Source organism: Streptomyces sp. NPDC006261, assembly GCF_040613515.1.
Lineage (GTDB): Bacteria > Actinomycetota > Actinomycetes > Streptomycetales > Streptomycetaceae > Streptomyces.
The window spans coordinates 60,481-74,442 of sequence record NZ_JBEXSI010000012.1; the positions used below are offsets into that span (position 1 = coordinate 60,481).

Sequence of the window (13,962 nt, forward strand, 5' to 3'; positions counted from 1 at the left end):
TCACGGGTATGTGTCGGAGGTACGTGTTAGCGTCCCCGGACAACTGAAGGGCGCAGGGACGCGTCCTGAAAGGCGTACGGGGCCGGCGGAGGACGGGGAGAGCCGTAGTGACCACCGCGGAGCCGAGACCCGGCCGCGAGGCGGACAGCAGCACCGGGGAGATTGCCGACAGCGCCGCCCCGCGCGTCCTGCTGCCCTCCCCCCGTACGCCGGAGCGGCCGGAGCCCGGGACGCCGGAAGCACCCGCGGAGCCCGCCGCCCCCGAGGCGCCCGGCACCGACCCCGTGGCCCCGGCCCGGCGGCTGCTGCGCCACCCCGTCACCATCGCCACGGCGGCCGCGGCCGTCACCCACGTCCTGTGGTTCCTCTTCTTCGCCAACAGCGGCGGTGACATCGCGGCGCAGGACGCCTGGGCCGAGTTCGTGGGCCGGCACCCGGGCACCGCGTACAACCTCGCCTGGTACGGGGGCATGCACCCCGTCTCGTACAGCGTGGTCTCGCCGTATCTGATGTCGGTGCTCGGCGTCCGCTCCACGATGATGATCGTGGGGACGGTCTCGGCGGGGCTGACCGCGCTGATCCTGGTCCGGGTCCGGGCCGTGCGCAATCCGCTGGCCTGTTCGCTCGCCGGGGTCTTCGCCTACCTGTGCAACGCGCTGTCGGGGCGGGTGACGTTCGGGCTCGGCATGATGTTCGCGGTCGGTGCCGTCGCCGCCGTCTTCTGCTGGCCCCACCGCTGGCGGTACAAGCGGTGGGCCAAGGCGGCCGTCGCGGCCCCGCTCGCGGGGCTGGCCACCGCGTCGAGTCCGGTCGCCGGGCTGTTCCTCGGGGTGGTCGCTGCCGCGCTCTTCCTCCACAAGCGGCGCCCCGGCGCGTACGCGATCGGCCTCGCCCCGGTCGCCGTGGTGGCGCTGTCCTCCCTCCTCTTCCCGTTCTCCGGTACGCAGCCGATGTCGCTGGGGACGGTGTCGCTGCCGTTCCTCTTCTCGGTCCTCGTCTTCGTCCTCGTACCGCGCGACTGGAGCACGGTCCGCACGGCGGCCGCGGTCTACGGGGTCGGCACCGTGCTCACCTACTTCGTCGACTCGCAGATCGGGTCGAACGTGACCCGCATGGCGATGCTGTTCGCCGGGATCGTGCTGCTGGCGGCCCTGCCGTTCACGGTGCCGCGCAGCCGCCGCTGGTACGCGCTGGTCCTCGCGTTCGCCGGGCTCAACTTCTGGATCGGCTTCAAGGGCGTCGACGACATCGTCCGCACCACCCCCGATGCCTCCTGGGCCCGTTCGCTGGCCCCCCTGGTCAATCAGCTCCAGCAGGTCGGGGCCGAGCGGGGCAGGGTCGAGGTGGTCCCCGCGAGCAGCCACCGGGAGGCCTCGGCGCTGGCCACGTACAACCTGGCCCGCGGCTGGAACCGGCAGGCCGACATGAAGCGCAACCCGCTCTTCTACGACGACACCCTGGACGCCGTCAACTACCGCCAGTGGCTGGATCGCTGGGCGGTCCATTACGTGGTGCTGCCCACCGGCAGGCCGGACGGCGGGGCCGAGCGGGAGACCGAACTCGTGGGGAAGGGGCTGTCCTACCTCCGTGAGATATGGAGCGACGAGAACTGGAAGCTCTACCGGGTCCTGGAGCCGACCCCGCTCGCCGATCCGCCCGCGACGGTGGAGAAGGCGGGCGCGAACGAGCTGACGATCCGGGTCGAGTCGGCGGGCCGGGTGCTGATCCGGATCCCGTACTCGCGCTGGCTCGCGGTCGTCGACGAGCAGGGCAAGGGCGTGGAGCGGCCGCAGGAGACCGAGGAGTCCAAGCTGCGGACGCAGGAGGACGAGACGGCTCCCAAGACCTTCGACAACCTCCACGGCTGCCTGAACAAGATCGAGGACGAGGGCCCGTACGGCGACGAGTGGACCGAACTCCTCGCGCCGAAACCGGGGGTGTACCGGCTTGCGGCACCGTACCAACTGCAGCCGGGGACGCCGTGTCCGGAGGAGCTCAGCTGAGCTGAACCGGGCTCTTGTGCAAGGACGCTGCGGAACTGACGGCTGTACAGGCCCCTGCCCGGGCTTCAAACCGATCCCTGTACGGGCCATCAGTCGTGGGCCCTCCCTCTGCGGGCGCCACCCTGGCAAGGTGTCCTGTCATGAGGTGCCAACACTGCGGTGGTCAACGCGGCGCGCTGCCGGGGATGGTCTGCCCCGACTGCGGATCGGCCCGTTCCCGGACGGCGGCGGGCGAGAGCTCCTGGGTCGCGCACGAGACCCTGACGGGCCGCGTCTCGACCCTGCCACGACGGCGTAAGGCCTTGCTGGCGGCGGGAGCCGTGGTGGCCGCCGGAGGCCTCGCCACGGTGGCCGCGCTGCTCCTGTCGGGCGGCGGAAGCGTGGCCGGCGGCACGAGCCGTACGGACGCGGCGGGCCGGGCGGGCGCCCTGCCGGACCGGATCGGCGGCGGGGCCCCCACCCGTATCGGCCCGGGGGAGGACGCCCCCGGCGCACCCTCGCCCGAGGAGCCGTCGTCGGAGGCACCGGAGCCGCCGGACTCTCCGGGCTCCCCACATGCCCCGGATGAGAGCGGCCGCCGCTTCACACAGTGGGCGGGCCCGGGCTGCACGGCGGGGGAGTACCGGGAGTACGGCCGCTTCGAGAGGGGCGAGGCCGGCTGGTACGCGGTCGCCTCGGGCGGCTTCACCGGCGGCGGCTGCGACGGCCGGTTCACCGCCGTCCCGATGTCCGGCAGCCCCACCGAGGACCGCGGCTCCACCGCGACCTGGTCCTGGCACCTCGGCGAGGGCTTCCGGGAGTGCGCGCTGACGGTGTTCGTGCCGGAGGGGCGCGCCCGCGACGTGGCAGGCGACCCGACCGTCTACCGGGTGCTCTCCGACCCGGCCGACGCGGACTCCGCGTACACCGGGTTCGCGGTGCGCCAGACGCAACACCGGGGAAGCGCGGTCGAGGTGGGCAACTACCCGGTCAAGGGCGACGCCTTCGCGGTGCTGCTCGTCGACCGTGGCCGGGACTGGGGCGCGTCGGACCGGGTGGGCGCGCACCACGCGGCGGCGCAGATGAGGGTGGTCTGCCGTTGAGGGGACATCGTGCCGCCGCGGACCCGCCTGGTTCACTCACCGGGCGAGCCCGAATCCACCGCTGTCGTACGCACGTTGATCGCCGCGCAGTTCCCGCGCCGGGCGGACCTGCCGGTGGAGGCGGTCGACGCGAACGGGACGGCGAACGCGGTCTACCGCCTGGGCGGTGACGAGGTGGTATGGCTGCCGCGTACGGAGAGCAGCGCGGCGGACGTGGCAACGGAGCACCGCTGGCTGCCGCTGCCGGCGGCGCAGCTGCCCGTACCGGTCCCGGCACCGCTGGCTCAGGGGGTTCCGGCCGAGGGCTTCCCCTGGGCTCGCCGCCTACCGGGAGTCGAACCCGGTGATGGCGCGGAACGCGTGGTGGGTGATCGGGGAGCTCCTGGCCGGGTGACCCGCCAGGGGGTGTGCCGAGGAGGAGCTGGCCCCCCTGCGAAGTGGGGTGCCAGCCGTAGTGAGTGCGAACGCCGGGACTCCTAGCGTCTGTTGTGTGAGATACGCAGAGAAGATCACCCACAGTCCGGCGGCCCGCAGCGCCGCAGCCGCAGGCCTCGCCCTCGCCGTAGGCCTCACCGCGTCACCGGCCCTGGCGACACCCGCGACGAGAGCGGCCGGTACGGAGGCACACAGCGGCCTCGACCGCTACTACGACCAACGCCCGTCCTGGGGCACGTGCGTGCAGTCCCCCGACGACACGACGGGCAGGGACCTGGACGCGGCGGGCGTGCAGTGCGCCGACGTCACCGTCCCGCTGGACTACGCCGCCCCCCGGGGCCGCACGGTCACGGTCGCGGTATCGCGGCTGAAGGCCACCGACACCCGCCACCGCATCGGCGCCATCCTCCTCAACAACGGCGGCCCCGGCGGCCCGGCGGTGGAGTCCCCACCGGTCATACGCACGGCGATGAAGAAGGTCGGCGCCCGCTACGACATCGTCGGCTTCGACCCGCGCTTCGTCGGCCGCAGCACCCCGCTGGACTGCGACTGGCCCGTCAGCTTCCCCTGGTTCTCGGCCGGGGCGGGCCGCGCGGGCTTCGACCGCCATGTGGCCCTGAGCAAGAGCCTGGCCGCCAAGTGCCGCGCCGCCAACGCCTCGGTCCTCCCGCACGTCACCACGCGCAACACCGCCCGGGACATGGATGTGATCCGGGGAGCGCTGGGCGAACGGAAGATCTCCTACCTGGGCTACTCGTACGGTACATACCTGGGCACGGTCTACACACAGATGTTCCCCGGACGCTACGACCGGGTGGTCCTGGACGGAGCGATCGACCCGCGCGCCTACGGCCCGCGGCTGCTGAAGGACGCGGTGCAAGAGAACGAGCAGGCACTCTCCGCCTGGGCCGTCTGGGCGGCCGGCCGCCACACGACGTACGGCCTGGGCCGCACCCGTACCGCCGTGCTGGCCACCATCGACCGCGTGATGGCGAAGGCGGCGCGCGCCTCCCTGACGGTCGGCACCGCGCCGGACACCTTCCGGCTCGACGACACCCACATACCGACGCTCCTCTTCATGGGTGTGGCCGACGACACCGACGCGTCGCGGGCGTCCCTGGCCGAGCAGGTGTCCGTGCTGTCCAAGGCGGCAAAGGGACAACAGACCACCCTCTCCCCGGGGTTCACGGAGCAGCTCCGCTTCGCGCTGACCGGCGAGGGTTCGGCTTCCGGCAGCGTCCAGATGGCGATCATCTGCGGCGACGTACCGGCCCCACGCAACCCCGAGCTCTACTGGCACGACATCGAACGCGCCCGCGCCGCCCACCCCCTGTTCGGCCCGCTCACCGAGAACATCGGCCCGTGCGCGTTCTGGGACGCCCCGAGGGAGAACCCCACCCGCATACGCCACGACGCCCCGGCCCTGATCGTCGCCGCCACCGGCGACCCGCGCACCACGTACCGGGGCAGCGCCGCCCTGCACGACCAGCTCCCCAGCTCCCGGCTCCTCACCCTCAAGGGTGCCAACCGGCACGCGCTGTACGGGGAGTACGGGAACGCGTGCGTGGACACCAAGGTCAACCGGTACCTGGAGACGGGCAGACTGCCCGGGAAGGACGAGGTCTGCGTGAAGTAGGCGGGCGCGGGCAGAGACCGCCGGCCAGGGGGGCGGAGCGCGCCTGCCGCGAGCGCGCGTTTCCTGCAAGGAGAGCGGGCCGGTGGCGGGCGCCCAGCCCGTGGAACCGACGATCCCGTGCCGAATCATGCTGATTCGTGGGGACGGAGTGGGGACGGCGGCTCCCCGTCCCGCTCACACATCGCTCACGCAAACGGCCCCGGACGAGGGGGTCCGGGGTCGAACAAAGCGCCTCGCTGAGGCTAAAACCCCAGGTCAGCCGCTTGCTGTGCTGTGCCCCCGGCAGGATTCGAACCTGCGACACCCGCTTCAGGAGTGGGATCGAATCCTTGCCGGGGGATGCCCGGCGCTGCCGTGCGGTGCTGTTTCCCCCTGGTCGGAACGGCACGGCGAGCCACTTGATCCGGCTCATGCCGCCCTTTGTCGAACCGTCCGCTCACGCATCGCCCACGCGCTGTCGACTGCTGAGCAGCGCGTGGTCAGACCTGCCCGAGGTCGATCTCCACCGGGAAGGGGGCCGCTGCCTTGAGGACGCCGGTGAACACGTCTCCATCCCGGTAGGTCTTCGTCGCGGGGTCGAAGACGTAGGTGTACACGAGAGGGACGCCTGTCGCGGCCTGCTCGATCCGCCAGTAGAAGCCGATGCCTGCCTTGGCGTACTGGTCGACCTTCACGATCCGGTCGGTGGTCTCCGAGCCCGGCGACACCACCTCCGCGACCAGCAGCACGTGCTCAGGGCGGGTGGGGGTGATGTCGATCGTCTCTGCGCGGTACACGACGACGTCCGGGCGGCGATTGGTGAGCGGAACGTCCTGAAGCCGGACGTCGAAGTCGGTGTCGGCATTCCACTCCGGGCCCGCGGCGGCATCCAGGGCGTTCGCCAGAATGCGGGCCAGCCGGTTGTGCCGCTTGGACGCACTCGGACTCACGACGACCATCCCGTCCACGATCTCAATGCCGGCGCACTGCTCCTCGGACCAGGACTCGTACTCCTCTGCCGTGATCTGCTCATGCATCCACGCCGGGGCCACCATCTCGGCCGCCATGAAGCACCTCCTGGACGCTGTGCTGCGGACCCGATCCCACTGGGCTCAGGGTACTGTCTGCCTGCCATCCGTCCGGCACGCTGATCTCGCTCATGCCCCTCCCCGGCGGCAGGCATCCGACCGGCGAGCCCACGACGAGTGAGGAACCGGCACGGCGGACTCGTCACCAGGGGAGTGAGAACGCCGCGGCCGGGACGGGACCGATGACATCGCCGTTGAGTCGCGGCTCGGCTCTCAGAGGGGCTGTGAGCCGCCCTCGCGCAGATCGACAATTCCTCCGGGCTGCTCGTGTCGCTTTTACTACGATGAGTACCCCAACGGACGGGGGATTCGTGGAGGATGCGCTTCTGGGCGAGCTGGCCGCTCGCGTACGTGAGTTCGGCGACGGCGGAGACCCGCGCCGCGTGCTCGAAGACGACGCCTTGGCTGTCGCGGCGGAACTCTTCGCGTCGGTGGGCGGGCGACCCGAAGAGGCCGCCCCCGATGTCCTTCACACCATTGCCGCGTTCTACTGGGCCCGCTCCCTGGCGCACAAGGGCGGCGCCCTCGCCGCACGGGACCTTGAGACGGCGATCGGTGTGTTCGGCCTGCTTTACCTGGTCGATCACCGACGTGTGCCGCGTGAGTTGTGGCCGCGGCTCGCCGATGAGACCGGATACGACCCGTGGAGCGACCCGCTGGAACATGCGGCAGACCTGGTCGTCGACGGTGAGGGGAAGGGCGACGTAGCTGCCCTCAACCAGGCCGTCAGCTTGATCAAGACCATCGCCGACAGCGATGACAACTCATACCGGGACACCGTCCACGGCCTTGCGCTCCACCACCGCGCGGCTTTACCCGGCCGCCCTGCGGTGGAACGGAGCGCCGACGCAGATGGCGCGGTGGAACTGCTCGGCAGTGTGGCCGCGCTCCCGGAGCCGTCCGCCCGACGGCGCGTGAGCCGCCGGGTGTCCTTCGCCGATGCCCTCGTCCGACGCTTCGAGGTCGCAGGGAGCAGTGCGGATCTCACCCGAGCCGAGAGGGCCTACAGGGATGCTCTCGCGGACGCTGCCGGGGACGCCTCTGCGTATGCGCGTGCGGCGGCCGGACTCGGTTCGGCTCTCGGCCGTCGCGCGGAAGCAGCGGACACGGCAGTCAGTGACGAGGACGGCGTCGTACCGGTGCTGCGGGAAGCGGCCAGGTGGCTGCGCCGCGCGGTCGACCTGACGAACGGCGCCGGGCGCGAGGCATACCTGGCCAACCTGCGCAGAGTCATGAGGCTTCTTCTCGAGCGAACGTCCCGTGTCAGGACGGCCAGGGGGTTTCTGCTGTTCGACGACGCTGTTGCGGCCGAGGAGGACCGAGCGGCCCATGCGGAAGATCCCGCGGTCCGGCGCCAGGCCGAGGCCTTGCTCGGTCTCGCTGGGCAGCTCTCGGCGCGAGTGGTGACCGAGAGCGAGGCCAGATGCCGAGTGAGGGACCAGTCGCTCGACCTGTCGGGGGCCGCCGTGGGCTCCGTGGTGCTCGGGGCCTTACGTCTCGTACGGACCGGTACGCCGCGCGAAGCGGTGCCGGCACTGACCCTCGCTCTGGAGGCCGCCCGCTCCCGTTGGGGTGCCGGACAGGGAACGCCATGGTGGTGGGCCGCCGATGCCTACGTCGAAGCGGGACGGCTTGCGCTGATCGATGGGGCCGATGGGATTCTCTTCGGCCGTGCCTGTGCCGTGGCGGACGAACAGATCGCCGTTCTGCGTGACGGCGGTCGTGCCGAGGACGTCGCCGAACTCGCGGAGACGCTGTTCGCCGCGGGGCTGCTTCGCGTCAGCCCCTATCTGGGGAACATGTCGGGACTCTCCTTCGAGTCGGCTCATCATCTGTGGCGCGACCGCCAGGTTCGGCACAACGCGGTCCATGCCGACGATTCCGTCGCATCGGAAACCGCGGAGATGCCTCCTCCCCTGGTCGCCGCCGAGGAAGCGGTCCGGTATCTGCGCGAGGCCGCCGACCTGTCGCGCGAGCACGAGCGGGGGCGTGTCCTCAAGGCGTTGGCCGAAGCCCTGTCCATGCTCGCCGGTCTCAAACAGGAGCCGCGCGACGATGAGATCCGGGCGGCTGCCCGTGAGGCGTTCGACTTGCTGGACCCGGTCCGGGATCCCCTCACCCATCTGTACCTGCTGAGAATCCTGTGCTTGCTCGGCGAGCTCTCGCTGCCCAGTGATCTTCAGGACATGCTGCCCCTGCCGCTGGCCGCCGTCCGGGACCGGCGGGGGATGCGGGAGGCCGCGAGCGTCTTCGCCGAGGCGCTCACGCTCGCGGAGGAGGCGCGTCGGCCCGACCTGGAGTTCCAACTGATCGAGGTCGCTGACCGAGAACTGCCGGACTTGCCCGGGGCTTCCTACCGTCGTCGCCGCTGGGCCAGCGAGGTGCACTGTCTGGCGGACAATCGGCTGGGATGCTTCGCAGGACTGATCCGAGTGGAGGAAGCCGCGGGTCGGCTCCGCACCCGCGCGGACGAAGAGGGCTGGTCCCCCGAGGAACGCGCGGCGACCCTCATCCACCTCGCCGCCCACGCCCGGGGGAACGAGGAGGAGCACCTCGGCCGCGCTCTGACAGCGGAGGCGCGGGAGCTGGCTCCGGAACTGTGCCGCCGGTGCGGTCCCGCATTGGAATACCTCGACGGCACACTCTCGTACGACATGGGGCTGCGCATGTCGGGGACAGGGCAGGAGGCCCTCGCCGCACGTCACTTCGCCGACGCCCTCGCCGCCTACGCCCTGTGCGGCCAGACCGATATGGCGCTGAACAGCCTCGATGCCGCATTGAGGAATGCGCTGGCAGCCGACGAGAGCAGCGCCGGCGCGGCTGTGGCGGCCCTGATCCCCGCCGCCGTTTGGCTCCGGGGCGGCGTCGACGAAGTCATCGGCTGGAAGCTCCGGGATCTGTACCAACAGTTGATCCTCAAACTCAGCGGCCCCACCGTCTCCTACGGCCTGATGATGGCGACCCATCAAGCTGCCAAAGGAATCGACTTCACGGTCATCGCCGGACTGCCCGGCCCGTTCGCACCCTCCGCACGACTCTCTCGACTACTGGCCCGCATCAGGGCGGACGAGTCGCAGCTGACCGGACCGCTGAGCGGGCCCGAACTGCCGAGCTCCGAAGAGGCCATGCTCTTCTACGTGGGCACCGGCGAGTCCGAACTCGGAAGCGATGCCGAAACGGAGCACCGCAACAAACAGCGTGCCGCGGACCGGTGGATCAGTCAGGAACTCCTCGCCGCCGGCCGCATGGACCGCATACCGATGATGTTCCCTGACGAGTTGCAGGCACTCCTCACCGAGGACACGGTGCTGCTCTCGCTGTATCTCGGCCACGCACGCCGGGACGGAACCGAGGCGCCGGTGACCTCTCTGTCCGGCCTGGCGGTGACTCGCGACGAAATGGAGCACCACACCATGCTCCTGCCGAATCTTGAAGCCGGGCTCACCCGCTTCACGCGCGCGACGCACAGGCTTTTCGCCCACCCGGTGGCATTTCACGTCGCCGCCCTACGGCAGGCCGTCGTCGCGGACCCGCTGTACCGGCCTGTCAGCCGTGAGGCACAACGGAAGCTCAGGGAGGACAGTGTCCTCCATCTGGCGGGCTTCACCGCGGCGCTGGACGGCTGGCGGGCCCAGGGAAAGCGGCATTTGTGTATCTGGCCCCACGGCCCACTGCATTACCTCCCTTACCACCTGCTGGAGGTCGATGGCCGTCCCCTCGCCGAGGACTGGACCGTCACTCAGGTGCCGAGCCTGGGCTTCCTCCGCACGCAGGCGCCCGGTCTTCACCGTCCGCCCGGGCGTGGACTCGTCGCCTTCGCGTCCGCGGCCGGGGCCACCCAGCACGGTCTCCACGCTCAGGACGCCCTGGAAACACACGCCACCCAGGTCGCTGTGGCCATGGGCGGTCATGCGGTGCTGGGGGCCGCGGCGACACCGCGGCGGCTGCTCGGAGAACTCGCCGGCGCCCGTTACGTCCACGTGGCCGCGCACGGGGCACACAACGAGTGGGCGTCGTGGTACCAGTGCCTGTACCTGTCGCCGGATGCGGACAACGACGGTCGTGTCTTCGCCCACGACGTTCTCCAGGCCGACCTGCGGGGCGTCGAAGTCGTGACGATGAGTTCCTGCGAATCCGCCCTGGGCAGGTTCGACGTCAATGACAATCTGCGCGGCCTGCCCGCCGCGTTCCTGTCCGCCGGCGCCTCGGCGGTCATCGGATGCCTATGGCCGGTCCACCCACAGGTGGCCACCGACTTCTTCGGGACGTTCTACGAGTGCCTCTTTCGGACACCGGACCGGCGGGCTGCTTTCCGCGCAGCGCAGTCGGCCGTCCGCGGCCGCCGTCCGGCATTCCGGGACTGGGGCTCTTTCTGCTTCATCGGCGACTGGCGCCATTCGGATGCGAACCAAGGAGCTGTCTCATGACCCCTCTGGAACTGCCCCTGACCCCGCTCCACGAGATCGACCTGGTGGAGGTGCCCCGGCTGCAGTCGCCCGCCCCGCAGCACCGCATCGAAGGGCGCGTATCGCTCAGTACCGCCGTCGTCCACCCACTGAGGGCGGAGGAGGCAGCCGCGGGCGATGCGGAATGGCTCGGCTTCCTGACCGCGGAGGCGTCGCACAGCGACTATTTCCTCCTCAGCCTCACGTGCGCCTTCCGCCCACCGGCGAACGGTGATCCTTTCGCCGACGCTGCCGTCGGCGTTCTCCTGGAGTCCCCTGACGAGCCTGCGGACCGACAGCCGATCGCTTGGTCGATCTCTCCCAAGAAGCGTTCCCACCCGGTGGAGAGGACAGCGACCATCGGACTCAGCGCCAATCTCGCGATCGTCGAATCCACTCTCGAACTCACCCCCGGCCAAGGCCGGGAGGATCTTCTCGTCATCGGAATGGGCGAAAGGGACAGCGACCCGGAATGGCGCATCCAGGCGACCAGTCGTCACCCCCTGATCGGTGACGAGACCTTCACGCTGATCGTCAAGGCCACCGCCGGTGCTTCCGTCCAGGCCCGGGTGACGGTGGCGGCCACCATCAAGCATCGGCGATTCGGTCTGATTCCCTACCGGGCAGATCTCCCTGCCACATTGCGGACCATCGATCTGCGTCGTCGGACCGACCGGCGAGACCGAAACACAACGGCTGCCTTGCCTGGGAGCAGTGCTTGACGCAGAGAGGACAACCTGTGGCTCCCCGGGAAAGGCCGGACGCACTGCTGATCGTGGGGAAGTGGAGCATCGCCGGCCCTTCTCTTTTCGCTGAGGACTGACCTGGGCGGGAAGCCGTTGAATGCACGGACGCCGAGATCCTCCCGCCCCACGCGGTCGCCGGCGAGATGCCCTCCGCGGCCGTTGGCGTCACCGAGCCGCTTGCTCCGTGCCAGAGGAGAGCGAGGAGGCTCCGCCCACAGCGTTTGCGAGGGGCTCTTGCTGCGGTGGCAGCGGCTGCTGAAGTGAGATCCGCTCACGCAAACGGCCTCGGACGAGGGGTCCGAGGCCGGTCAAAGCGCCGCCCTGGGAGGAGAAACCCCGGGTCAGGGCGGTCATGCGTTGTGCCCCCGGCAGGATTCGAACCTGCGACACCCGCTTTAGGAGAGCGGTGCTCTATCCCCTGAGCTACGAAGGCGGGGGCTTGCCGAAAACCTTGCCGGAGACCCCAGTGGGGAATGCCGGGCGGAGTTAGGCAAACGCCCTGGTCATGCGACTCTGTGGCGTGCCGCGGTAGGGGTCCGGAAGGACGCTTTCCCGAGCAGGCGCACTGGACGTCGACTGACCGCTGACAGCCTAGCGGATAGGGATTGCGGAGGTCGCCCCCGTTGCCGCTGTGCGCCGCAGTACCTTCGCGCCGCGGTTCGACACGGTACCTGGGATTCGGGCCCGACCTCGAAGAGCCCGAGGGCGGCACCCCTCCCGGGATGCCGCCCTTCGATGCGTACGGTCGCGCGGGGGCGGCTCCGTGTCAGAGCGAGCCGACCGGCATCCGCTCCTGCGGTGTGGCGCCCTGGTCCGATGCGCCCCAGCATTCCACCTCGCCGCGCAGGCCCGGAACCTGGTCCTTGCGGAAGACCGGGTCGAGGCCTTGGCGGCGCTGGGTCAGGTAGTCGTCGAGGAGGCGGAAGGCGACCGCACTGAGGGGGATGATCGCGACCAGGTTGATCAGGGCCATCGCGCCCATCGTGACGTCCGCGAGGCTCCAGACCAGCGGGACGGAGCCGATCGCGCCGAGGACGGCGCAGGCGATGACCACCGCACGGTACGTGCTCATCACGCGCTTGCTGCGGGTGATGAACTGGATGTTGGACTCGCCGTAGTAGTAGTTACCGATCATGGAACTGAAGGCGAGCGTGAAGACCACCAGGGTCAGCAGGTGACCGGCCCAGTCGCCGAGCGCGCTGGTGAAGGCGGCCTGTGTGACGTCCGCGCCGCCGCGCTCACCGAGGGTCGGGTTGGCGGAGAGGATCACCAAGGCGGTCATGGTGCAGATGACCAAGGTGTCGAAGTAGACGCCGAGGGTCTGGACCAGACCCTGCTTGACCGGGTGCGTGGTCTCCGCGGCCGCGGCTGCGTTCGGGGCGGAGCCCATGCCGGCCTCGTTGGAGAACATGCCGCGCCGCACGCCCTGCAGGATCGCCGTACCCACGGCGCCGCCCGCGACCTCGCGGAAGCCGAAGGCGCCGCCGATGATGTCGCCGAGTATGCCCGGCACGTTGCCGAGGTTGAGGAGCACGATGACCAGGCCGGTCAGCAGGTAGAGCGCGGCCATCACCGGGATGATGACCTTGGTGACGGCCGTCAGGCGCTTCACGCCGAAGAACACCGCGAGCGCGAGCAGCGCGGCGAGCGCGATGCCGAGGACGGGATTGAACCAGGAGGCGTCCGAGCCGAAGGAGCCCTTCGTGGCCACCGTGATCGTGTTGGACTGCACCGCGGTCAGCACGAACCCGAACGTCAGCGTGATCAGAACGGCGAAGATCACGCCGAGCCAGCGCATTCCGAGCGCCTTCTGCATGTAGTAGGCCGGGCCGCCTCGGTACGTACCGGGCTCCGTGTCGCGCACCTTGTACAGCTGGGCCAGGACCGACTCGACGAACGCCGAGGCACCGCCGATCAGGGCCATCATCCACATCCAGAAGACGGCTCCGGGGCCGCCCATGGTGATCGCGGTGGCCACACCGGCGATGTTGCCGGTGCCGATCCGCGCGGCGGCGGAGATGGTGAAGGCGCCGAAGGGGCTGACGCCGGACTGCGGCTTGTCCCTGAAGACCCGGAACATCTCCGGGATCAGGCGGATCTGCACGCCCTTGGAGCGCAGCGTGAACCAGACGCCGGCGATGGCGACCAGCGGAATCAGCAGGTATGTCCAGAAGATGTCGTTGAGCTCGACGACCCAGGTTTCCAATGTGCCCATGCGGATGTTCCCGGTTCCTTGTGAGTCGGGGAATCGGCCCGGATCTCTGCGTGCGCGTACAGGTCGTGTACGGAGCGGAGGGCTGGGCCGGACGGCGCGGAGCCGAACACTCCGCAAACGAACAGGACTGTAGGCCGGGGTGACTGCCCCTGCCTATGGCCCCCGAAGTGGCGTATCTCATATAAGCCCGATATGTGTGTGAAAGTCCTGGCTGCGGCCGTCGTCAGGGCTGGTCGCTGACGCCTGCTCCGCCGTCGGTCACCGATGCCGGCTTTGTCCACGAGAACGGGCTGGGCGCGGCAGCGGCGGAGCCGTCTGCCGGGGAAGAGGCCG

General features: G+C 70.0%; 7 protein-coding genes, 1 tRNA gene and 1 pseudogene. 6 read left to right on the top strand and 3 right to left on the bottom strand.

The genetic code is table 11. From position 1 onward, the window contains the following. Nucleotides 1-107 precede the first annotated feature (107 nt). The 4 genes and pseudogenes from ABZ154_RS10095 (at nucleotide 108) to ABZ154_RS10110 (ending at nucleotide 5,156) form a co-directional block, all read left to right on the top strand. A complete protein-coding gene (locus ABZ154_RS10095; protein ID WP_356830843.1) occupies nucleotides 108-2,003 on the top strand; it encodes an MFS transporter in 1,896 nt (631 codons plus the stop codon). Nucleotides 2,004-2,143: 140 nt separating this feature from the next. Further along, the gene (locus tag ABZ154_RS10100; protein WP_356830845.1) at nucleotides 2,144-3,085 is read left to right on the top strand and encodes an adhesin; all 942 of its coding nucleotides are present in this window, start codon (nucleotides 2,144-2,146) and stop codon (nucleotides 3,083-3,085) included. Between the two features lie 27 nt (nucleotides 3,086-3,112). Further along, nucleotides 3,113-3,403 (top strand): annotated as a pseudogene (locus ABZ154_RS10105) (phosphotransferase); the annotation flags it as partial. 172 nt (nucleotides 3,404-3,575) lie between these two features. Continuing rightward, the gene (locus ABZ154_RS10110) at nucleotides 3,576-5,156 is read left to right on the top strand and encodes an alpha/beta hydrolase (RefSeq protein ID WP_356830846.1); all 1,581 of its coding nucleotides are present in this window, start codon (nucleotides 3,576-3,578) and stop codon (nucleotides 5,154-5,156) included. Between the two features lie 479 nt (nucleotides 5,157-5,635). Here the strand turns inward: ABZ154_RS10110 and ABZ154_RS10115 are convergent, their stop codons facing one another. After that, complete coding sequence (locus tag ABZ154_RS10115) at nucleotides 5,636-6,202, bottom strand: Uma2 family endonuclease (RefSeq protein ID WP_356830848.1); 567 nt, start codon at nucleotides 6,200-6,202, stop codon at nucleotides 5,636-5,638. 332 nt (nucleotides 6,203-6,534) lie between these two features. Here ABZ154_RS10115 and ABZ154_RS10120 point away from each other — a divergent pair, with 332 nt between their 5' ends. Both ABZ154_RS10120 and ABZ154_RS10125 read left to right on the top strand, forming a co-directional pair. After that, entirely contained in the window at nucleotides 6,535-10,650 is a 4,116-nt protein-coding gene (locus ABZ154_RS10120; RefSeq protein ID WP_356830850.1) for a CHAT domain-containing protein, read from the top strand. Further along, the gene (locus ABZ154_RS10125; RefSeq protein WP_356830852.1) at nucleotides 10,647-11,390 is read left to right on the top strand and encodes a hypothetical protein; all 744 of its coding nucleotides are present in this window, start codon (nucleotides 10,647-10,649) and stop codon (nucleotides 11,388-11,390) included. The genes ABZ154_RS10120 and ABZ154_RS10125 overlap by 4 nt, the downstream gene beginning before the upstream one ends. A gap of 384 nt (nucleotides 11,391-11,774) precedes the next feature. Here ABZ154_RS10125 and ABZ154_RS10130 read toward each other — a convergent pair. Then, nucleotides 11,775-11,847 (bottom strand) — tRNA-Arg (locus ABZ154_RS10130). Nucleotides 11,848-12,180: 333 nt separating this feature from the next. Beyond that, on the bottom strand, nucleotides 12,181-13,629 hold the full coding sequence (locus ABZ154_RS10135; RefSeq protein WP_356830854.1) for an alanine/glycine:cation symporter family protein: 1,449 nt from the start codon (nucleotides 13,627-13,629) through the stop codon (nucleotides 12,181-12,183). Between the last annotated feature and the right edge of the window lie 333 nt (nucleotides 13,630-13,962).